At 72.1% G+C, this 20,838-nt stretch carries 21 protein-coding genes; 14 read left to right on the forward strand and 7 right to left on the reverse strand.

Features of this window, described 5'->3' with window-relative positions:
* On the reverse strand, positions 1 to 685 hold a 685-nt coding region (locus Q0L15_RS20575; protein WP_296606544.1), incomplete at its 3' end, for an SDR family NAD(P)-dependent oxidoreductase.
* Complete coding sequence (locus tag Q0L15_RS20580; protein WP_296606546.1) at positions 682 to 1,440, reverse strand: SDR family oxidoreductase; 759 nt, start codon at positions 1,438 to 1,440, stop codon at positions 682 to 684. The genes Q0L15_RS20575 and Q0L15_RS20580, both read right to left, overlap by 4 nt.
* Before the next feature lie 177 nt (positions 1,441 to 1,617).
* Between Q0L15_RS20580 and Q0L15_RS20585 the strand changes: the two genes are divergently transcribed.
* The 14 genes from Q0L15_RS20585 (at position 1,618) to Q0L15_RS20650 (ending at position 16,684) form a co-directional block, all read left to right on the forward strand.
* Positions 1,618 to 3,006 (forward strand): ABC transporter substrate-binding protein, encoded by a 1,389-nt coding sequence (locus Q0L15_RS20585; RefSeq protein WP_296606547.1) that lies wholly within the window; start codon positions 1,618 to 1,620, stop codon positions 3,004 to 3,006.
* Positions 3,007 to 3,070: 64 nt separating this feature from the next.
* Positions 3,071 to 5,284: an ABC transporter permease gene (locus Q0L15_RS20590; RefSeq protein WP_296606549.1), complete on the forward strand. Its 2,214-nt coding sequence runs from the start codon at positions 3,071 to 3,073 to the stop codon at positions 5,282 to 5,284.
* On the forward strand, positions 5,271 to 6,002 hold the full coding sequence (locus Q0L15_RS20595) for an ABC transporter ATP-binding protein (RefSeq protein ID WP_296606551.1): 732 nt from the start codon (positions 5,271 to 5,273) through the stop codon (positions 6,000 to 6,002). Before Q0L15_RS20590 ends, Q0L15_RS20595 begins: the two co-directional genes overlap by 14 nt.
* A complete protein-coding gene (locus Q0L15_RS20600) occupies positions 5,999 to 6,706 on the forward strand; it encodes an ABC transporter ATP-binding protein (RefSeq protein WP_296606552.1) in 708 nt (235 codons plus the stop codon). Before Q0L15_RS20595 ends, Q0L15_RS20600 begins: the two co-directional genes overlap by 4 nt.
* A 1-nt stretch (position 6,707) precedes the next feature.
* Positions 6,708 to 7,115, forward strand: coding sequence for a hypothetical protein (locus tag Q0L15_RS20605; RefSeq protein WP_296606553.1), 408 nt, complete (start codon positions 6,708 to 6,710; stop codon positions 7,113 to 7,115).
* 62 nt (positions 7,116 to 7,177) lie between these two features.
* The gene (locus tag Q0L15_RS20610) at positions 7,178 to 8,878 is read left to right on the forward strand and encodes an AMP-binding protein (RefSeq protein ID WP_296606555.1); all 1,701 of its coding nucleotides are present in this window, start codon (positions 7,178 to 7,180) and stop codon (positions 8,876 to 8,878) included.
* A 28-nt stretch (positions 8,879 to 8,906) separates the two neighbouring features.
* Positions 8,907 to 9,770: an enoyl-CoA hydratase gene (locus tag Q0L15_RS20615; RefSeq protein ID WP_296606556.1), complete on the forward strand. Its 864-nt coding sequence runs from the start codon at positions 8,907 to 8,909 to the stop codon at positions 9,768 to 9,770.
* On the forward strand, positions 9,767 to 10,939 hold the full coding sequence (locus tag Q0L15_RS20620; RefSeq protein ID WP_296606558.1) for an acyl-CoA dehydrogenase family protein: 1,173 nt from the start codon (positions 9,767 to 9,769) through the stop codon (positions 10,937 to 10,939). The genes Q0L15_RS20615 and Q0L15_RS20620 overlap by 4 nt, the downstream gene beginning before the upstream one ends.
* Positions 10,936 to 11,928 (forward strand): acyl-CoA dehydrogenase, encoded by a 993-nt coding sequence (locus Q0L15_RS20625; protein WP_296606559.1) that lies wholly within the window; start codon positions 10,936 to 10,938, stop codon positions 11,926 to 11,928. The genes Q0L15_RS20620 and Q0L15_RS20625 overlap by 4 nt, the downstream gene beginning before the upstream one ends.
* Positions 11,925 to 13,037: an acyl-CoA dehydrogenase family protein gene (locus Q0L15_RS20630; protein ID WP_296606561.1), complete on the forward strand. Its 1,113-nt coding sequence runs from the start codon at positions 11,925 to 11,927 to the stop codon at positions 13,035 to 13,037. The genes Q0L15_RS20625 and Q0L15_RS20630 overlap by 4 nt, the downstream gene beginning before the upstream one ends.
* A complete protein-coding gene (locus Q0L15_RS20635; protein ID WP_296606562.1) occupies positions 13,034 to 13,483 on the forward strand; it encodes a VOC family protein in 450 nt (149 codons plus the stop codon). The genes Q0L15_RS20630 and Q0L15_RS20635 overlap by 4 nt, the downstream gene beginning before the upstream one ends.
* Before the next feature lie 23 nt (positions 13,484 to 13,506).
* Positions 13,507 to 14,370, forward strand: coding sequence for a CoA transferase subunit A (locus tag Q0L15_RS20640; protein ID WP_296606564.1), 864 nt, complete (start codon positions 13,507 to 13,509; stop codon positions 14,368 to 14,370).
* Positions 14,367 to 15,122, forward strand: coding sequence for a CoA-transferase subunit beta (locus Q0L15_RS20645; protein WP_296606565.1), 756 nt, complete (start codon positions 14,367 to 14,369; stop codon positions 15,120 to 15,122). The genes Q0L15_RS20640 and Q0L15_RS20645 overlap by 4 nt, the downstream gene beginning before the upstream one ends.
* A gap of 2 nt (positions 15,123 to 15,124) precedes the next feature.
* On the forward strand, positions 15,125 to 16,684 hold the full coding sequence (locus Q0L15_RS20650) for an AMP-binding protein (protein ID WP_296606567.1): 1,560 nt from the start codon (positions 15,125 to 15,127) through the stop codon (positions 16,682 to 16,684).
* On the opposite strand, the gene Q0L15_RS20655 is transcribed toward Q0L15_RS20650, so the two are convergent.
* From Q0L15_RS20655 to Q0L15_RS20675, 5 genes are all read right to left on the reverse strand, one after another.
* Positions 16,677 to 17,903, reverse strand: coding sequence for an acetyl-CoA C-acetyltransferase (locus Q0L15_RS20655; RefSeq protein ID WP_296606569.1), 1,227 nt, complete (start codon positions 17,901 to 17,903; stop codon positions 16,677 to 16,679). The genes Q0L15_RS20650 and Q0L15_RS20655 overlap by 8 nt on opposite strands.
* Entirely contained in the window at positions 17,900 to 18,706 is an 807-nt protein-coding gene (locus Q0L15_RS20660; protein WP_296606570.1) for an SDR family oxidoreductase, read from the reverse strand. The genes Q0L15_RS20655 and Q0L15_RS20660 overlap by 4 nt, the downstream gene beginning before the upstream one ends.
* Positions 18,703 to 19,341, reverse strand: coding sequence for a PaaI family thioesterase (locus Q0L15_RS20665; RefSeq protein ID WP_296606572.1), 639 nt, complete (start codon positions 19,339 to 19,341; stop codon positions 18,703 to 18,705). Before Q0L15_RS20665 ends, Q0L15_RS20660 begins: the two co-directional genes overlap by 4 nt.
* Positions 19,338 to 20,336, reverse strand: a complete 999-nt coding sequence (locus Q0L15_RS20670; protein ID WP_296606573.1) for an amidohydrolase family protein — start codon at positions 20,334 to 20,336, stop codon at positions 19,338 to 19,340. Before Q0L15_RS20670 ends, Q0L15_RS20665 begins: the two co-directional genes overlap by 4 nt.
* Positions 20,333 to 20,838, reverse strand: a 506-nt coding sequence (locus Q0L15_RS20675; RefSeq protein WP_296606575.1) for an SDR family oxidoreductase, incomplete at its 5' end; no start/stop codon positions are given. The genes Q0L15_RS20675 and Q0L15_RS20670, both read right to left, overlap by 4 nt.

The raw sequence follows: 20,838 nt of genomic DNA on the forward strand, positions 1-20,838 counted from the left end.
GCCGGTCGGGATCGCCGAAGCCACCCACCGGCACCGGGAAGGCGCGGATGTTGCGCGCCTCGGAGGGCGTGGCGAGCTGCTTCTCCAGGAGCGGCGTCAGCACCGCGCCCGGAGCGAGGGCGTTGAGGCGGATGCCGGCGCCGGCCCACTCCGGCAGCACCGCTGTGCGGCGCACCCACCTGCTGACCGCGATCTTCGACGCCGCGTACGCCCACGCGGCCCGCATCGCGGGGATCCGGCCGACCCGGCGCAACGCGTCCTCGGCGTCACCCTCGAGCAGTGCCCGCACCGCGCGGCGGGGGACCAGCGGAGTGGTGGTCGTCGAGTTGCTCGAGAACACGACGACCTTCGCGTCCCCGGTCGCCGCCAGTGCCGGCCGCCACGCCTCGAGGAGCTCGGTCACCCCGAAGAAGTTCACCTGCACGATCAGCGGCGGCACGTGCTCGCCGGGGGCGGGGCCCACGCCGGCTGCCAGGACCGCTCCGTCGAGCCGGCCGCCGCAGGCTTCGAGCACCGCGGTGGCCGCGCGTCGGCGTCCGGCGCTGGTGGAGAGGTCCGCCGTCACGGTCGCCGCCTGGATGTCCACGTCGATGACCCGGTGCCCGGCGGCACGCAGCTGTCGGGCCACTGCTGCGCCCATGCCGGAGGCGGCGCCGGTGACGGCGTAGGTCTTCACGGCGCTCACCGCGGAGCCATCCGCAGGGCGCCGTCCATCCGGACGACCTCGCCGTTCACGTAGTCGTGCTCGATGAGGAAGAGCGCCAGCTGTGCATACTCGTCGGGCCGGCCCAGCCGCGGTGGGAACGGGACACCGGCGGCCAGCCCCGCCCGGAAGTCCTCCGAGACGGTGGCCAGCATCGGCGTCTCCACGATGCCCGGGGCGATCGTGTTGACCCGGATGCCCACCTGGGCGAGGTCACGAGCGGCGGGCAGGCCGAGTCCGACGACGCCGCCCTTCGAGGCTGCGTACGCCGCCTGGCCGATCTGGCCGTCGAAGGCGGCGATCGAGGCGGTGTTCACGATGACCCCGCGTTGGCCGTCGGCCAGCTCCGACGCGGTGGCGATGCGCTCCGCGGCCAGGGCCATGACGGTGAAGGTGCCCACCAGGTTGACCTGGACGACCTTCGCGAACAGCGCCGGGTCGTGGGTGCCTCGGCGCGAGAGGATGCGGGCGGACGGGGCGATCCCGGCGCAGTTGACGACGATCCGCAGCGGACGGGCCTCGTCCACCGCGTGGTCGAGTGCGGCCCCGACCTGGCCCGCGTCCGTGACGTCGCAGCCCAGGAGCTGCACCCCCGGGACCTCGTCCGCGGACTCGAGCGCGCTCGGCAGGTCGAGCCCGATGACCCGAGCTCCGCGGCCGGCGAGCGCGCGTGCTGTCGCCGCCCCCAGACCTGAGGCGGCTCCGGTGACCACAGCGGTGGCGTCGGTGATCTGCATGAGGGTTCCTTCGGGTCGGCGACGGGCTCTCGCCCTACGCCTCACCGTGTCGTCGGTGCCGGCGCCTGGCCGCCGGCGCTCCCGGCCACTGGGAGCCACGTTTCGTGTGGTGGGCCTCACAGCAACCATGCGGCTGCCATTCAGAGGTACCTGACCTCTCGGGGACTAGGAGCAGAGATGAGACTCAACAAGGGCTTCAGGGCCGGCGTCATCGCCATCAGCCTGGCCGCCGTCGTGACTGGATGCGGCACCTCGCGCAGTGACGACCCCACGAGCAGCGGCGACGGTGCCAGCACTGCTCCTGCCGAGGCTGTGAGCTTCGGCGACCTGGAGTCCCCGTGTGGCGACGGCGACGCCACGGGAGCCACCGACCAGGGCGTCACCGACGACTCGATCGCCATCGGGTACGGCGACGATCGCGGCTTCGCCTCGGCTCCGGGCCTCTCCCAGGAGGTGGGCGATGCCGTGGACGCGATGGTCAAGTGGTGCAACGAGCAGGGCGGGATCAACGGCCGTGAGCTGGTCGGCACCCGCTACGACGCCGCGATCAGCAACATGGTCCCGGTCATGAAGGAGGCCTGCGGGAAGGAGTTCATGCTCGTGGGCGACGGGTTCGCGAACGACTTCGCGGGCGACCCCATCCGCGTCAAGTGCAAGCTGCCGCACGTGCCCGCCTTCACCGTCGGCCCGAACGCCGGCATGGGCGAGCTGAAGATCGAGCCGATGCCCTACCCGGCGGATCGCTACAACGCGGGTGGCCTGAAGGCGGCCATGGAGCTCGTTCCCGAGCTCGGTGAGTCGATCACGACGATCGGCACCGACGCTCCCGCGACCCAGGTCTCGAACTACAAGGTCAGCGCCGCGCTGGCGACCCTGGGCAACCCGCCCAAGGACTGCGGCGTCATGCTGCACATGGCCGGGGAGTCCAGCTACGCGCCGCTGGCCCAGAAGCTCAAGGGCTGTGACGCGAAGTCGTTCTTCAACTCCTACACGCCGTCGCCGCAGATCTTCGGGCTCCTCGAGGCGAACCAGCAGGCCGGTGTCGACCTGCCCCAGCTCGCCGAGTCGCAGTGGTACGGCGCGGCCGGAGCGGCGTGGAACGCTCAGACGAAGGCGGCCGACGGCCTGCTGACGACGCTCATGGTGCAGCCCCTGGAGAACGCGGACGTCAACGAGGCAGTCGCGCAGTACAAGGAGATCGTCGAGGGCAACGGCGGCAAGACCGGCATGACCGGTGAGTTCGCCACCTCCGCCTTCCTGCTCTGGGCGACCGCGGCCAAGGAGTGCGGCTCGGAGCTGACGCGAGACTGCGTCATGGAGAAGCTGGCGGGTGTCACCGAGTGGACCGCAGGCGGCCTCCAGGCGCCGACCAACCCCGGCGAGAACCTGCCCAGCGAGTGCGTCATGCTCGTCGAGCTGAACGGTGGGACCTGGAAGCAGGTGTTCCCCGAGACGCAGGGTGAGTTCTCCTGCGACCCCGCCAACGTCATCGACATGGACCCCGCCATCTCCGGGATCACCCTGACCGAGGACCGCAAGTTCAAGTCGTTCCTCCAGCAGCAGTAGTCACCCTCGGGCAGCCCGGGAGGATCACCTCCCGGGCTGCCTGGCTGACCTCGGAAGGGTCCGCATGGACACGTTCCTCACCTACACCGCCCTCGGGCTGGTGGTGGGCGCCATCTACGCCATCGCCGCGTCCGGCTTGGTGCTGACCTACACGACGTCCGGGATCTTCAACTTCGCCCACGGCGCCCAGGCGATGATCGGGGCGTTCACCTTCTACCAGGCGCGCGTCGTCTGGGAGCTGCCGACCTGGCTGGCCCTGGTGGTCGTCCTGGGTGTGCTCGGCCCCGGCATGGGGTGGTTGCTGCACACCCTGATCATGCGGCGACTGCGGGACACCGAGATCGTGACCCGAGTGGTCGTGACCGTGGCGGTCCTCCTCGGGCTGGTCTCGCTGTCGCAGTGGGTGTGGAACCCCCAGGAGGGCCGGGTCCCCCCGATGCTTTTCGGGGCCGACAGCACGGTGGATCTGCTCGGCGTCACCCTGCGCTACCACCAGGTGCTCTGCGTGGTGATCGCCGCGGCGATCGCCGTGGCCTTGTGGTGGCTGTTCAACAGGACCCGCATCGGCGTGCTGATGCGGGCGGCGGTCGACGACCCCGAGCTCCTCAAGCTCTCCGGTCACGACCCCGATCGGATCTCAGCCTCGGCCTGGATGATCGGCTCCACCCTGGCGGTGCTCGCCGGGGTGCTGGTCACGCCGGTGATGGGCGGCACGCTGGAGGCGAACGCGCTGACCCTGCTGGTCGTCGACGCCTTCGCCGCGGCGCTCTTCGGTCGCCTCCGCAGCATCCCTCTCACGTTCGTGGGCGCCGTGGTGCTCGGCCTCGGCTCCACCTACCTGGTGGGCTACGCGCCCGCCGAATGGACGTGGGTCGGGAACTTCCAGAGGGCCCTGCCGATGGTGGTGCTCTTCGTCGTCCTGCTCCTCCTTCCTCACGAGCGGCTGAGAGGCACGGCGACCCGCTCGCGCGAGCGGTACCAGACCCCGCCTCTGCCTCGGGCCGCGCTCTGGGCGGTGGCGTGCGTCATCGGGCTGGTCGCCTTCGGCGGCCTGATCTCGGAGGCGCGCGTGGGCACGCTGCTCGTCGGTCTCTCGTTCGCGGTGATCGCCCTGTCGGTCGTGCTTCTCACGGGGTACGCCGGTGAGCTCAACCTCGCCCCGCTCGGCTTCGCCGCGGTGGCGACCCTGGTCGCCTACCACGTGGGCAGCGACGCCACGGCCGCCGATCCCCGGCTCTCTCTGACCGGCCTCGTCGCCGGGGTCGCCGTGGCGGCGATCACCGGGGCGCTGGTCGCCCTGCCCGCCCTGCGACTGCGCGGGCTCTACCTCGCCCTGGCCACCCTGGCGTTCAGCGGCATCGTCTCGGCGATGCTGCTGCGCGACACCACGCCGCGCACCCTGTTCGGGCACACCTTCGTGATCTTCCCGAACGGCAACATCTTGATGCCGCCGCTCGAGGTCGGCCCGCTCGACCTGGCCGACGCCACGACGTTCCTGTGGGTCCTCAGCACCCTGTTCGCGACGCTGGGGCTGGGCGTGGTCGCGCTGCGCAACAGCAGCTACGGTCGTCGGCTGGCCGCGATGAAGGACAGCCCCGCCGCCGCGGCGATGCTCGGCCAGCGCCTGATGGTGCTGAAGCTCGGCGTCTTCGCGCTGTCGACCGGCATCGCGGGCCTGGGTGGGATCTTCATGTCGATGGCCGTCGTCTCGGTCTCCGCCGAGACGTTCGGGTTCACCGTCAGCCTGTCCCTGGTCATGCTCACCGTCGTCTGCGGCATCGGCTACGTCTCCGGTGCGCTCGTGGCTGGCCTGATCGCAGGAGCCGGCATCACCTCGCTCCAGCTGGTCCTCGGGGACATCGCGCTCACCCACCCCGAGTACCGCGACACCTTCGACATCGTCCACCACCTGCTCCTCGTCGCGACCGCGCTCGTCGGCATCGGCGTCGCCAACGGCCCGAGCGGCTTCCTGCACGACGTGTTCGAGCGGCAGCGGGGGCTCGCGCGGGTGCCCTTCGTGCGCTGGGGCGGAGCCGCCGTCCAGGTCGCGCTCCTGCTCGCGGCCTACGCGGGCCTCCTCGGCCCGGCCCTGCTCCTGTTCGTCAGCGTCGTCCTCTGGTCGCTCCTGCCGGCGGTGGCCACCGCCTGGGCACCCGACCGCGCCCGGCCGCTGCCCCTCGAGCTCGAGGGCATCACGACCCCGAACACCCTCGCCCTGCGGCAGCGGATCGACCGCGAGCTGCGCATCGAGACGGAGGCCGGCCATGCCCGTGCTTGAGACCCACGGCGTCACGGTGACGTTCGGCGGCAACGTCGCGCTCGACGACGTCAGCATCGCCGTGAGGCCGGGGGAGGTCACGGGCCTCATCGGACCCAACGGGGCGGGGAAGACGACGCTCTTCAACGTGATCACCGGCATGCAGCCGGTGACCTCGGGAGGCGTCCGGTTCCAGGACCGCGACGTCACCCGCTGGAGTCCGGGGCGGCGTGGTCGCGCGGGCATGGCGCGGACCTTCCAGCGCCTGGAGCTCTTCTTGTCCCTCAGCGTCCGCGACAACGTCCGGGTCGCCGGCGACATCGTGCGGTCCAACACCCGACGCCGCTTCGACGTCGCGGCCCGCACCGAGCAGGTCCTGGCGCGCACCGGCCTGCTCGACGTGGCCGACCTCGACGTCTCTGCGCTGCCGACGGGCCGAGCGCGCGTGGTCGAGGTGGCGCGGGCGCTGATGACCGAGCCGGTCCTGCTGCTCCTCGACGAGCCCGCCTCCGGGCAGACCGAGAGCGAGAGCGAGACCTTCGCCGAGCTGCTGCTGGAGATCGCCGGTGCCGGCACCGCGGTGTGCCTGGTCGAGCACGACCTGCCGCTGGTGATGCAGACCTGCACCACCATCCACGTCCTCGACCACGGCCGCCTGATCGCCAGCGGGACCCCTGCGGAGGTGCAGGCCTCGCCCGCGGTGATCGAGGCCTACATCGGGCAGGAGGCCACGGCATGACTGGGCATCCGCCAGCGCTCGAGCTCGTCGGCGCGCATGCGGCGTACGGCGACATCGAGGTGCTGCACGGCGTCGACCTGCGGGTCCCGGCCGGTGCGGTCGTGGCTCTCCTGGGACCCAACGGCGCCGGCAAGTCGACCACCATGAAGGTCCTCAACGGTCAGGTGCCGTTGACCGCCGGCCGCCTCCGGCTCGCCGGTCGCGACGTCACCGGCATCTCGGCCGTGGCGGCAGCGGACCTCGGGGTGTGCACGATCCCCGAGGGGCGGGGGGTCTTCGCCAACCTGACCGTCCGGGAGAACCTCCTGGTCTCTGCCGGGCGGCGAGCGACGCTGACCCAGATGGAGGAAGCGGCCTACGCCCGCTTCCCGCGGCTGGGGGATCGGCGCAACCAGCTGGCCGGCTCCATGTCCGGGGGGGAGCAGCAGATGCTCGCGCTGTCCCGCGCGCTCGGCACCCATCCGTCCGTGCTGCTCCTCGACGAGCTGTCGATGGGCCTGGCGCCCATGGTCGTCACCGAGATGTACGCCGTCGTCGCCGGCCTCGCGGCCGAGGGGATCACCGTGCTGCTCGCGGAGCAGTTCGCCCGCATCGTGCTGCCGTTCGCCGACACGGCCGTGCTCATGGTCAACGGTCGGGTGGTGCGCACCGGTGCACCGGCCGACCTCGAAGAAGCACTCTCCACCACCTACCTGGGAGGCTGACATGCCCACCGAGACCCCCACCACTCCGTCCGCGGATCAGGAGACCCTCGCACGCCGTGCGGAGTTCGAGGAGGCTGTCGCCGGCCACCGCCGCAAGGGAGGAGCCGCCTCCGGCGACCGCCCCCTGCTCGTCGTCGGTGGCCTGCTGATGGTCGGCGGCCTGATCGGCAGCTTCGTCCAGTACAACGTCACCCTGGCGCAGGACGACCCGCGCGACATCGCCTCGACCCAGGTGCTGGCCATCGCCCTCCTCGTGCTGGCCGTCGTGGGAGCCGCCCTGTTCGTCGCTGGGTCGTTGGGCCGGCTGCTGCGCCTCTGGCTGCTGCGCCAGCTGCTGGAGAACCGCGAGCGTGACGAGCGGCTGATGGCTCGCCTCGACGCTGCTTCCAGCCACTGGGAGCGCGACTGACGGTTCGCCCTGCGCTTCCTAGGTTCGGCACTGATCGACACCTCGCCGAACCAGGAGCCTCGATGACCACCGATGTGGCCGCTGCGCCCGAATGCCGGACCTTCGCCGACCTGGTGCGGCTGCGCCAGGGCGATGCCGAGCCCGGGCTGCGTTTCGAGGACGCCGCCTGGACCTGGGGCGAGGTGGTCCAGGAGGGGGCCGACCGGGCGGCCTACCTCGCGACGCTGCGGCAGCCGGCCGGCCGGCAGCTGCATGTCGGGGTGCTGCTCGACAACGTCCCGGACTTCGTCTTCTGGGCCGCGGCGGCGGGCCTGTCGGGCGCCGTCCTGGTCGGCATCAACTCCAGCCGCAGCGCCGCCGAGCTGGCCGTCGACATCCGGCATGCCGACGTGGACCTGATCATCACCGAGTCACGCTGGCGCCACCTCGTGGACGGTCAGCCCCACGGCGTCGCCCCCGAGCGGGTCCACGACGTCGATGGCCCGGAGTACGCCGCCCTGCTGTCGGGGTTCAGGGGTGCTGGCCTGCCGGACACCCGCCCGGAGCCGGACGACATCTACGCGCTGATGTACAGCTCGGGGTCCACGGGAGCGCCGAAGGCCGTCGTCCTGGGACAGGGCCGCCTGGCCCGGGTGGCTCCGGTGCTCGCCGGACGGGTCGAGCTGCGCCGCGACTCGGTGACCTACCTGTGCATGCCGCTCTTCCACGGCAACTCGCTGATGATGAACCTGGTCGCCGCGATGTTCGTCGGCGCCGAGGTCGCGATGGTCCGCCGGTTCTCGGCCTCCCGGTTCGCCGACGACGTGGTCCGGTTCGGCGCGACGTACGTCAACTACGTCGGTCGAGCCCTGTCCTACGTCCTCGCGCAACCGGAACGCCCCGAGGACGCAGAGTCCCGGCTGGAGCTCGCGTTCGGAACGGAGGCCTCCGAGGCCGACGTGCAGCGGTTCCAAGACCGCTTCGGCTGCCGGGTGATCGAGGGCTACGGGCTCTCGGAGGGCGTCTTCCGCATCAACCGCACGCCCGAGACCCCTCTCGGCTCGCTCGGTCTGCCCGCGGGCGGTGCCGACGTCCGCGTCCTGTCCGAGCGGGACGGTACGGAGTGCCCGCGCGCGGTCTTCGACGAGACGGGGCGGCTGACCAATCCCGAGGCAGTCGGCCAGATCGTCGCCGTCGGCCTGGCGCACACCTTCGAGGGCTACTACAAGAACGACGCCGCCTATGCGGACCGGGTGCGAGGCGAGGACTTCTGGTCCGGCGACCTGGCCTACCGCGACGCGGACGGCTACTTCTACTTCGCCGGGCGGTCCTCGGACTGGATCCGTGTCGACTCCGAGAACTTCGCGGCCGCCCAGGTCGAGCGGGTGCTGCAGCGCCACCCCGCGGTCGCCGCCGCACCCGTCTTCGCGGTCCCGGACCCCAGGACCGGCGACCGCGTCATGGCGTGCGTGGAGCTGCAGCCGGGTGAGGCACTGGACCCGAACGACCTCGGCGAGTTCCTCGCGACCCAGCCGGACATGGGCGCGAAGTGGTGGCCCGCGTTCGTCCGGATCGTGACGGCGCTGCCACTCACCGGGAGCGGCAAGGTCGACAAGGCACCGCTGCGCCAGGCTGCCTGGCGCACCGCCGACCCGGTCTTCGCCCGGGTCGGCAGGACCCCGGAGTACCGCCGCTTCGCCGACGCGGATCGCGTCGCCCTGGAGAGCGAGTTCGTCGAGCACGGCAGGGCGGCTCACCTCCCCGCGCCCGCAGACCGTCGATGAGCAGCCACCGAGCAGACCTGGAGAGATGATGAGCGACGAGACCGAGGTCGTCACCTACGAGACCCGCGGGCCGGTGGCCGTGGTGATGCTGAACCGGCCGCAGTACAGCAACGCGCAGAACTCGAAGGTGACCTACGCGCTCGACGCGGCGTTCTCCCGTGCGGTCGACGACGACTCCATCAAGGTGATCGTCCTCGGCGGCCACGGCAAGCACTTCTGCGGCGGGCACGACATCGGGACGCCCGGCCGTGACATCCACGAGTCCTTCGACCGCTTGGCCGTCATCTGGTACGACCACGTCGGCAAGCAGGGGGTGGACTCGCGCTTCGCCCGCGAGTCCGAGGTCTACCTGGGGATGTGCCGACGGTGGCGCGAGATGCCCAAGCCGATGATCGCCATGGTGCAAGGTGCCTGCGTCGCCGGCGGCCTCATGCTCGCCTGGTCGGCCGACTTCATCATGGCCTCCGACGACGCGTTCTTCTCCGATCCCGTCGTTCGGATGGGCATCCCGGGCGTCGAGTACTTCGCCCACCCGTTCGTGATGAACCCGCGAGCGGCCAAGGAGTTCCTCTACACCGGTGGCCGCTTCGACGCGCAGCGGGCCAAGGAGCTCGGCATGGTCAACCACGTGGTGCCGCGCGCCGAGCTCGAGGACGCCGTGATGGCGATGGCCGAGCGGATCGCCGAGATGCCGCGCCTCGGGTTGACCCTCACCAAGAAGGCCGTGAACCAGTGCGAGGACCTGATGGGTGCGCGGGCGGGGATGGACTCCGTCTTCGGGCTGCACCACGCGGCGCACGCCCACAACGCCGAGGTCGGGGCCGACTCGCTCGCCGGGCTGGACGCCCGGGCGATGGCCCGCGCCAACAAGGCTGCGGACGGTGAGGCATGACGCTCGAGCTGAGCGCCGAGGAGGAGGCGTTCCGGGACGAGGCGCGGACCTGGCTCCGGGCGAACTCGCCGGGACGCCTGCCCTCGATGGACTCCGCAGAGGGGGCCGTCGCCCACCGAGCCTGGGAGGCGAGCCTCGCCGCTGCCGGCTGGTCGGTGGTGTCGTGGCCCGTCGAGTACGGCGGGCGAGGGGCCAGCCTGACCGAGTGGGTCCTCTTCGAGGAGGAGTACTACCTCGCCGGCTGCCCGACCCGGATCGCCCAGAACGGCATCTCGCTGCTGGCCCCGATCATCCTCGAGCACGGCACTCCCGAGCAGCGGCAGGCCTACCTGTCCTCGATGGCCGACGGCTCCGTCGTCTGGGCGCAGGCGTGGTCGGAGCCCGAGGCGGGCAGCGATCTCGCAGGCATCCGTGCCCGTGCCGAGCGCGACGAGGACCGGGGCGGCTGGGTCCTCAACGGACAGAAGACCTGGAGCTCGCGCGCGGCGTTCGCCGACCGAGGCTTCGGGCTCTTCCGCAGCGACCCCGACGCTCAGCGCCACGCCGGACTCACCTACTTCCTCTTCCCTCTCGACGCCGACGGCATCGTCGTCCGTCCGATCGAGCAGCTCGACGGCGACGCCGGGTTCGCCGAGATCTTCTTCTCCGACGTCTTCGTCCCGGACTCCGACGTGCTCGGCGGTGTGGGCGACGGCTGGCGGGTCGCGATGAGCACCGCCGGCAACGAGCGCGGTCTCTCCCTGCGCTCGCCCGGCCGGTTCTGCGCCGCGGCCGACCGGCTGGTCGATCTGTGGCGTGAGCGCGGCGAGGCCGTGGCGAGCGTCCGCGACGCCGTCGTCGACGCCTGGATCAGGGCCGAGGCCTACCGCCTCTACACCTGGCAGACGGTCACCCACGTGCAGGCCGGCGGCAGCGTCGGAGCCGAGGGCAGCCTCAACAAGATCTTCTGGTCCGAGCTCGACGTCGACCTGCACGAGACGGCGCTCGAGCTCCTCGGCGCCGACCAGGAGCTCCGAGGACCCGGCGCCCCGGCGGAGGGGTCCTGGGTCGACGACCATCTGTTCGCCCTCGCAGGTCCGATCTACGCCGGCACCAACCAGATCCAGCGCAACATCGTCGCCGAGCGCGTCCTCGGACTGCCGCGTGGCGACAGCGGGAGGGCCCGATGAGGTTCGGCACCACCGAGGAGCAGCGGGACTTCGCCGCCGCGCTGCACGACCTGCTGCAGCGGGTCGACGTCCCCACTGTCGCCCGGGCCTGGGCGTCCGACGACACCGGCCCCGGCGAGAAGCTCTGGGGCTCGCTCGCCGAGCTGGGCCTGCCGGCCCTCCTGGTGGACGAGGAGCACGGCGGGATCGGTGCCGGCGCCGTCGACCTCGTGGTGGCGTTCGGCGTCCTCGGCCGGCACGCCGTGCCGGGGCCGTGGGTGGAGTCGGCGGCGTTCGCGCCCGTCCTGTTGCGCGGCGTCGACGGCGCAGGCGACCTGCTCAGCTCCCTCTCCGAGGGCCGCCTCCGCGTCGCCGCTGCCGTCGAGGAGCTCGCGCCGCGCGCCGGTGACGTTCGCGGCGCCGACCTCGCCCTGCTGGTCCGCGGCACCGAAGTGCACCGGGCGACCGTCGGTGCCCACTACACGTCGGTCGACGCCACCCGGACACCCGCCGACCTCGTCCCGGCGGCCGCGCTGGGCGATGCCGGTCCGGAGGTCGCCCGGGCTGTGGACCACGCGGCGCTGGCCACCGCGGCCCAGGTGCTGGGCGCGGGGCAGCGGATGCTCGCGGACGCGGTCGGCTACGTGTGCGTCCGCACCCAGTTCGGTCGCCCGGTCGGAGAGTTCCAAGCCGTCAAGCACCTGCTGGCCGACGTGAAGGTCGCCCTGGAGTTCGCCGCCCCGCTCGTGCACGGTGCCGCCCTCGCCCTCGACGCCGGTGCGGCCGACGCGACCCGCGCCGTCTCCGCGGCGAAGGTCGCGGCGACCGACGCCGCCTGGCTGTCAGCGCGCACGGCCCTCCAGGTCCACGGGGCGGTCGGCTACACCCTCGAGCACGACCTGAGCCTGTGGTTCACCAAGGTCCGGGCGCTCTCGTCGGCGTGGGGCACCCAGGACTTCCACCGGCGCCGCGTCCTGGACGCGCTGCTGAGTGCGGCGAGCGCCCGATGAGGTTCGCCCTGGACGAGGACCAGCAGGAGCTGGCGCGCACCGTCCGCCAGGTCCTCGACCGGCGAGGAGAGATCGCGCCGCCGGGCCCGACCGAGCCGTACCTGCACGACGGCGGACTGTGGACCCAGCTGTGCGAGCAGGTCGGCGTGTGCGCCCTGGCGGTCCCCGAGGAGTACGACGGCGTCGGCACCTCGAGCTTCGAGACCCACGTCGTGCTCGAGGTCCTGGGCGGGCCACTCACCCCGAGCCCTCTGCTGTCGACCGGGGTGCTCACCGTGCAGGGGCTCCTCGCGGCGGTCGCACATCCCGGCAGCGCGGGGGAGGCAGCGAGCGACGCCGCCGCCCGCATCCTGCCGGCGGTGGCCGCGGGCACCGCGTCGGGAACGGTCGTGTGGGCGGGGCTGAGCAACGCCGGCACCGACGAGGCCGGCGCCCTCACCGCGACGCGGGCCGAGGAGTGGACCCTGACCGGTCGCGTCGACCTGGTCCTCGGCTCGCACACCGACGTCCTGCTGGCGGTGGCCGCGACCCCCGAGGGCCCGGCTCTCTTCGAGGTCACCGGGGAGGTCGCGTGGCAGCCGACGACCGCGCTCGACCAGTCCGTCGAGGTCGCGGCCGTCGAGCTCCACGCCACGACGGCCACGCTGCTGAGCGACGACCCGCGCGCCGTACGACGGCTGCGGATGCACGCCACGACGGCAGTGACCGCGCTCCAGGTCGGGGGAGCCCGGGCGGCGCTCGGTCGCACCGTCGACTTCCTCCGCCAGCGAGAGCAGTTCGGACGTCCGCTAGGGTCCTTCCAGGCTCTCAAGCACCGGGTGGCCGACCTGCTCGTGCTGGTGGAGGCGGGCCGCTCCGCGAGCTGGTCGGCCGCATGGGCGGTGGCGCGTGAGGCCGCGGACGCCGAGCGTCAGACCGCGGTGGCCAAGGCGTGGTGCTCCGAGGCGTTCACCGCGGTGGCCGGGGAGATGATCCAGCTGCACGGCGGCATCGCGATCACCTGGGAGCACGAGGCCCACCGCTACTTCAAGCGCGCCCACCTCACGGGCCAGCTGCTCGGCACGGCGCGGGAGCACCGCCGGACCCTCCTGGACAGGAGGTCGGCATGATCCACCACGTCGGGATCACGGTGCGCGACATGACCCGGTCGCTGGAGTTCTACGCCGACCTCCTGCGGGGCACGGTCGACGGCCCCTACGAGCGACGCGGGCCCCGCATCGACGAGGTCACGGGCTATCCGGGCATCGTCGTCCGCCAGGCGTTCGTGACGCCGCCCGACGGCACCGCGGTCGTCGAGCTGCTCCAGTACGACGGCGGCTCGGGCGTCGTGATCGACCCCGACAACGGGCACGCCGGTGCCGCGCACGTCGCGCTCACCGTGGCCGACCTCGACGCGCTGCTCGCGCGGCTCGCGGCCCGCGGCGTCGGCGCGCTCTCGGCCCCGATCACCCTCTCGGCCCCGCTGGCCGGCTACCGCGCCGTCTACGTCCTGGACCCCGACCGGGTGCGCGTCGAGCTGCTCGAGCCGCCGACCGCTGCACCTGCGTCCGCCTGACCCAACGAAGAGAAGGAGGAGGCGTGGCCGACAAGACCATGCCGCTCGAGGAGCTCACGACGCACCTCGAGTCCGGAATGACCATCGGCGTCGGGGGCTGGGGCTCGCGACGCAAGCCCATGGCCCTGATCCGCGAGATCCTGCGCAGCGATCTGCGGGACCTGACCGTCGTCAGCTACGGCGGCCCCGAGGTGGGGCTGCTGTGCGCGGCCGGCAAGGTGCGCAAGGCGGTGTACGGCTTCGTCTCCCTCGACAGCATCGCCCTCGACCCGCACTTCCGAGCCGCTCGCGAGAACGGGCGCATCGAGGTCGAGGAGTACGACGAGGGCATGTTCCTCGCCGGCCTGCGCGCCGGCGCCGCCCGGCTCTCGTTCACGCCGACCCGGGCCGGCCTGGAGAGCAGCGTGCTGGAGATGAACCCGCACCTGAGGCTGGTCGAATCGCCCTACGACGACGAGGTCTACGTGGCGATGCCGGGGCTGCGCATGGATGTCTCGCTGATCCACCTCAACCGCGCCGACGCCGCCGGCAACGGCCAGTACCTCGGCCCGGACCCGTACTTCGACGACCTGCTCGCCCAGGCGGCCGACAAGACGATCCTCAGCGTCGAGAAGGTCGTCCCGACCGCCGAGCTCACCGCGACGGCGCCGGTCCAGTCGTTGCTCGTCAGCCGGCTCTTCGTCGACGGCGTCATCGAGACGCCCCACGGCGCTCACTTCACCTCCTGCGCGCCCGACTACGGCCGCGACGAGGCGTTCCAGCGTGCGTACGCCGCGTCCGGAAAGGACGCGGACGCCTGGCAGGCGTTCCAGCAGCGGTTCCTCTCCGGATCCGAGACCGACTACCAGGCCGCCGTCGCGGCCTTCGCCGAGGAGGCCACCCGATGAGCGTCACCCGCGCCGAGATCTGCGCCGTCGCCTGCTCTGATGCCTGGCGGGACACGGGGGAGAAGCTCGCCCACGGCGTCGGGACGATCCCGGCGATCGGCGTGCGGCTGGCGAGGCTGACCCACAATCCCGACCTCGTCGTCGGCGACGGCGAGGCGTTCCTCATGTCCGACGTGCCCCCGTTGGGCGGCAGTGCAGCAGCGGGCGGTCAGGTCGAGGGCTGGCTGCCGTACCGGCGGGTTTTCGACGTGGTGAACTCCGGGCGCCGCCAGTCGATGATGGGCGGGTCGCAGATCGACCAGTGGGGCAACCAGAACATCTCGGCCATCGGCGACTGGAGGCAGCCGAAGCGGCAGCTGATCGGCGTGCGTGGCGCTCCGGGCAACACGGTCAACCACCGGGTGGACTACTGGGTCTCCCGGCACGACAGCCGGGTCTTCGTCGAGGCCGTCGACATCGTCTCGGGGGTCGGCAACGACCGCGCCCGCGCGCACACCTCGACGGCGCTGCGCTTCCACGAGCTGGGTCTGGTCATCACCAACCTCGCGGTCCTCGACTACGGCGACGACGGCCGGCTGAAGGTGCGCTCGTTCCACCCCGGCGTGACCCCCGAGCAGGTGCAGGCAGCGACCGGGTTCGACATCGACGTGTCGACGACGGAGGTCACCCGGGAGCCGACGGCGGAGGAGCTGGAGCTGATCCGCATGGTGATCGATCCGCACAGCCTCCGCGACCGAGAGGTCCAGGACTGAGGATGGCCGCCACCGTCGTCGAGCTGCTGCGCAAGGGCGCGGCCACCCATGGTGACCACCCCGCGGTCGTCGACGGTCCGACGACGATCGGCTTCCGCGAGCTGGAGCGGGTCGCGCACCGCGTCGGGAGGGCGCTCCTCGCGCGGGGCGTCGCCCCTGGCGACCGGGTGGCCCTGTGGAGCCCCAACCGGTGGGAGTACGTCGCGGCGCTCCTGGGCGCCCAGTGCATCGGCGCCTCGGTCGTCCCGCTCAACACCCGCTACAAGGGGCACGAGGCGCACCAGGTGCTGGCCCGCTCGCGGGCCAGCACGTTGGTGGTCGCGCGCGGCTTCCTCGGGCTCGACCACCTGGCGATGCTGGTGGCGGCGGGCGCGGAGCTCGACCCCGCCAGCGACGCGAGCTGGCCCGGGCTTCCCCACCTCGCCCTGGTCGTCGACCTCAATGCGTCCTCGGGCGACGACGACCGCCGGGTGCTGGGGTGGGAGGAGCTCCTCGCCGGGGCCGACGCCTGCGACGAGACGGTGTTCGGTGCCGCCCTCGACGCGGTCGGCGCCGACACGGTCGCCGACATCATGTTCACCTCGGGCACCACGGGCCTGCCGAAGGGCGTGATGAGCAGCCACGCCCAGACCGTCGGCGCAGCGACCACGTGGGCCGACGGCGCGCGGTTGATGCCGTCGGACCGCTACGCCGTCGTCAACCCCTTCTTCCACTCGTTCGGCTACAAGGCCGGGATCCTGGCGTCGCTGAGCGCGGGCGCCACGGTCCTCCCGGTCGACGTCTTCGACGCGGTCTCGCTGATGGAGCTGGTGGAGAGCCGGCGCGTGACCGTGCTGCCCGGACCGCCCACGCTCTTCCTCGGGCTGCTGGACCACCCTCGTCGTCCGGACTTCGACCTGTCGTCGCTGCGCTTCGCGACGTGCGGAGCCACGGCGGTGGCCGAGCGTCTCTTCGAGGACATGGTGCACGTGCTCGGGTTCGACGAGGTCAAGCAGGCCTACGGGCTGACCGAGTGCGTCGTGGTGACGATGTCGCGCCACGGTGAGCCGCTCGAGCACGTCCGCGGCACGACCGGACCGCCCGTGCCCGGTCTCGAGGTCCGGCTGGGCGACCGCGACGAGATCCTGGTCCGCGGTCCGCTGGTGATGATCGGCTACTTCGAGGACCCCGACGAGACGGCTCGCGCGATCGACGCCGAGGGGTGGCTGCACACCGGCGACGTCGGCCGGATCGACGAGCACGGCTGCCTCACGATCGTGGACCGGATCAAGGACATCGTCATCGTGGGTGGCTTCAACGTCTCGCCGGTCGAGGTCGAGAACGTGCTGGCCCGGCATCCCGCGGTCGCCGAGTCCGCGGTCGTCGGCGCGCCGGACGAGCGGATGGGAGCGGTGTGCCACGCCCACGTCGTCCTGCGGCCCGGCATGGCGGCCGAGCCGGACGACCTGGTCGCGTGGCTGCGCGAGCGGGTCGCCAACTACAAGGTGCCGCGCGTCGTCACCCTGGTCGACGAGCTGCCGCGCAACGCCGCGGGCAAGGTCCTCAAGACCGCGCTCAGCTGAGGCGCTCGACCACCAGGGCCATGCCCTGCCCACCGGCGGCGCACATCGTCACCAGGCCGTGGGTGCCGTCCCGCTCGGCGAGGCCGTTGAGCAGCGTGGTGGTCAACCGGGCGCCCGTGGAGCCGAAGGGATGGCCCAGCGCGATCGCACCGCCGTTGACGTTGACGATCTCCTCGTCCAGGCCCAGCTCGTCGATGCAGGGCAGGACCTGGGCGGCGAACGCCTCGTTCATCTCCACCAGGTCGAGGTCCGACACCGAGAGCCCCGCGTGGGCCAGCGCCCGACGTGACGACTCGACCGGCCCCATGCCCATGACCTCGGGACTGAGCGCCGAGACCCCGGTCGCGACGATCCGGGCCAGCGGGGTGACGCCGAGGTTCGCGGCGTGGTCGGCCGCCATGATCACCAGGGCGGCCGCGCCGTCGTTGAGGGGGCAGCAGTTGGCCGCCGTCACGGTGCCGTCGGGCCGGAAGACCGGCGTCAGCGAGGAGACCTTCTCGAGCGTCACGCCGGCCCGCGGGCCGTCGTCGGTGCTCACCACCGTGCCGTCGGGCAGGGTGACCGGCGTGATGTCGCGCGCGAAGAACCCGCGCGCGATCGCCTCCTCGGCCCGGTTCTGGCTGCGGACACCCCACTCGTCCTGGCGGGCGCGGCTCACGCCGTACGCCGCCGCGACGTTCTCGGCCGTCTCGCCCATCGCGATGTAGGGATCGGGGAGGAGCCCGATGGCCCGCGGATCGGTCCAGGTCGCACCTCCGCTGGCACGCTCGCCGGTGCGGGTCATGGCCTCGGCGTACCGGGGGTTCTTGGTGTCCTCCATGCCGTCGGACTTGCCGCGGGCGTAGCGCGAGACGCACTCGACGCCGGCGGACACGAACGCGCGGCCCTCGCCGGCCCGGATGGCGTGGAAGGCCATCCGGGTGGTCTGCACCGAGGAGGCGCAGTAGCGGTGCACGGTGGTGCCGGGTACGCCGTCGAGGTCGAGGCCCAGGGCGACCAGGCGAGCCAGGTTGTAGGCCTGCTCGCCGGCCGGCTGGGCGCACCCGAGCATCAGGTCGTCGAGGGTCCGGACGTCCAGCTCGGGCACCTGGGCCAGCGCGGCGCCGACGACCTGGGCGCCGAGGTCGTCGGGCCGCATGATGGCCAGCGAGCCCTTGTGGGCGCGGCCGATCGGGCTGCGAGCGGTGGCGACGATGACGGCGTCGGTCGAGGCGTTCACGTTGGTTCTCCTGGGGTGGGTGGAACAAGAGCCGTGCGGCTCTCCATCAAGAAGGCGGGCCACTCGCCACCGCCGTCGACGTCGAGGACGGCGCCGGTGACGTGACGGGCGAGCGGGGAGGCGAGCAGCAGGCAGACGTCTCCGATGTCGGCGGGCGTCGCCATCCGGCGGCTGGGGATGGTGGCGGCGATGCGGGCCTTGGACGCGGCGTCCCCGAAGTGCTCGTCGCCGCCGTCGGAGTCGACGTGGCCGCACCGCAGCGCGTTGACCCGCACCCGCGGGGCCCACTCCGCGGCCAGCGACGCGGTCAACGCGTCGAGGCCGGCCTTCGCGGCGCCGTACACCGCCGAGCCGGGGCTCGGACGGGCGCCGGACATGGAGCTGATCGAGAGGACGCAGGACCCCTCGCGCAGGGCGTCCCGGGCGGCGTGGGTCACGATGACGGCGGAGGTCAGGTTGAGCTCCAACACCTTGGTCAGCAGCCGGATCGAGGAGTCGGAGAAGTCGACCAGCGGCGCGCCGCCGGCGTTGTTGACCAGGACGTCGATGCCGCCGTGTCGCGCCACGATGCCGTCCACCCACGCCTGCACCGCGGCGGGGTCGCGGACGTCGACCGCGGTGAAGGCCGCCTCGCGGCCCTCGACCGAGATGAGCGCCGCCGGGGCGCTGCGCCCGCAGGTCTCGACGACGGCTCCGCGGGCCAGGAAGGCCTCGACGATGCCGCGCCCGATCCCGCGGCTGCCGCCGGTGACGACGACGACCCGGCCCGGGGCGGACAGGTCGGTCACGGACAGGTCGGTCACGAGGGGGACACCGCCTCCGTGCGCGGCAGCACGAACAGGCCGTCCGCCTCGACGGTGGTCACGCCCTCCTGGCGGACCCAGGCCCGGGTCACCGCCTTGCGGCCCTGGATCTCGACGATCTCACCGCCGAACTCCGTCGGGACGTCGAGACGGGTGCCCCGGCGGTAGGTCAGCGTCAGCTGCGCGGTGCGGGCGGGCAGGTCGTGGGCGCAGATCAAGATGCCGAGCAGGTGGTCCAGGATCGCCGCGGTCCACCCGCCGTGCAGGCTCTCGGGAGGGCCTTCGTGGATCGCCTCCGGCACCATCGTCGTGGTGGCGCGGCGTCCTTCGATCACCACCTCGAGCGGGAACCGCAGCGGGTTCAGCCAGGCCATGGTCACGGGCTCGCCCGCGCGGGCTCGTGCGGCCCAGTCCGCGTCGAGCGGCATCCGGTGCACGCGGTCGCGGCGCCGGGCGGAGAGCTCCTCGGTGGCCTGCTCGATCAGCGACGTCGCCCGCGCCACCTCGTCGGGCTCGACGTCGGTCGTGGCGGCCGCTGCCATCAGCTCGCGGGTGGCGTCGACGAGCCGGGTGAGCGCGTCGAGCGCGTGCGGGTCCCTCGGGACCGGGGCGCGCTGGGAGATCAGTGCGGTCATGCGGCTCGGTCGGTGAAGGTGCGGAAGTTGCCGGAGGCGAGACCGATCAGCTCGTCGTCGGTGAGCGGCAGCTTCTTCAGCACGTCGACCGACTTCCACACCTGGGTGAACCGCGGGTCGACGTGGTCGGGTGCCTCGACGTGGCCCGGTCGGGTGTTGAGCAGGTCGGAGAAGACGTAGTTGGTCCCGAACATGGCACGCTCGATGCCCAGGTCGCGCAGGTGAGCGACCATGTCCTCGGGGGTCCAGGTGCCGTCGTACACCTCGTTGAGGCGCAGCGAGGTGTCGGTGTAGACCCGCTCGTAGCGTCGAGCCAGCTCCAGCACCTCCAGGTCCAGAGGGCCACGCAGGGCCTTGTCATGACCGAAGTGGGCGAAGCAGATCTTGAGGTCCGGGTACGCCGCCAGCGCCTCGGCGAAACCGGCCGGGCGCACGTTCGGGTTGTGGCCGCCGGTCTCGGTCAGGATCGGGACGTCGTGGGCCACGCAGTACTCATAGAGCGGGTAGTAGGCGGGGTCGCCGCCCGGGGCGCCGATGTCGCCGGGGCTGAGCTTGATCCCCAGGGCGCCTTGCGCGAGCTGGACGGCGGCCTCCTCGGCTGCGCCTTCCGGCCCCATCACCAGCGGGTTGACGCCGGCGAAGTAGGTGAACCGGTCGTTGTCCGCGCTCACCTGCGCCGCCCAGGAGTTGTTGTCGTGGGCGCGTCTGGCAGCGCGTGCCCGCAGGTCGGCGTCGGCGGCCTCCCGCTCGGCCGGGTCGTCGGGCAGCAGGTACTGCCCGTGGCGGTGGTAGCGCCCCGACCAGGTCAGCATGAGGGCGTTGCACGCCGAGATGCCGCAGGCGTCCATCATCCCCTCGAACTCGCTCAGCGTGCCGAGGTTGGTCGCGCCCGGCTTCACCAACGGAGCGGTGAGGAAGTAGTCGCGCATCTCCTGCCCGTGCTCCTCGGAGCGGTACAGGTGACAGTGCATGTCGATGATCGTCAGCTCGCTCATCGGACGTACTCCTTGATCGCGTCGGGCACGGTGCCGCCTCCGAAGGCGGGTCGGGCCGTGGTGTGCAGGATGCCGCCGTCGGAGATGACCGAGTGGCCGGTCATGTAGGACGACAGGTCGGAGGCCAGGAACAGCGCCACGCCGGCGGTCTGGTCGGGCTCCCCGAGGTCGCCGAGCGGTGTGGCCGCGGCAGAGCGGGCGAAGAACTCACGCACGGAGGCCGGCGCGTCGGGGTTGTTCATGTGGGCGCGGGTGCCGACCGTCCAGTGCGTCCCGGGCACGAGGCAGTTGACGCGCACGCCGTACGACGCGAGCTCGATCGCGGCGGTCTTGGTCAGGTGGATGACGCCCGCGTTCGCGGCGCCGTACGGCGCGATGTTGGGTGCGGCCGTGATGCCGCTGGTCGACCCGACGTTGACCACGGAGCCACCACGGCCGCTGCGGATCATCGCGATCGCCTCGGCCTGGACCGAGAGGAACGTCGAGTCCAGGTTGAGGGCCA

This window comes from Nocardioides sp. (genome assembly GCF_024509035.1).
Lineage (GTDB): Bacteria > Actinomycetota > Actinomycetes > Propionibacteriales > Nocardioidaceae > Nocardioides.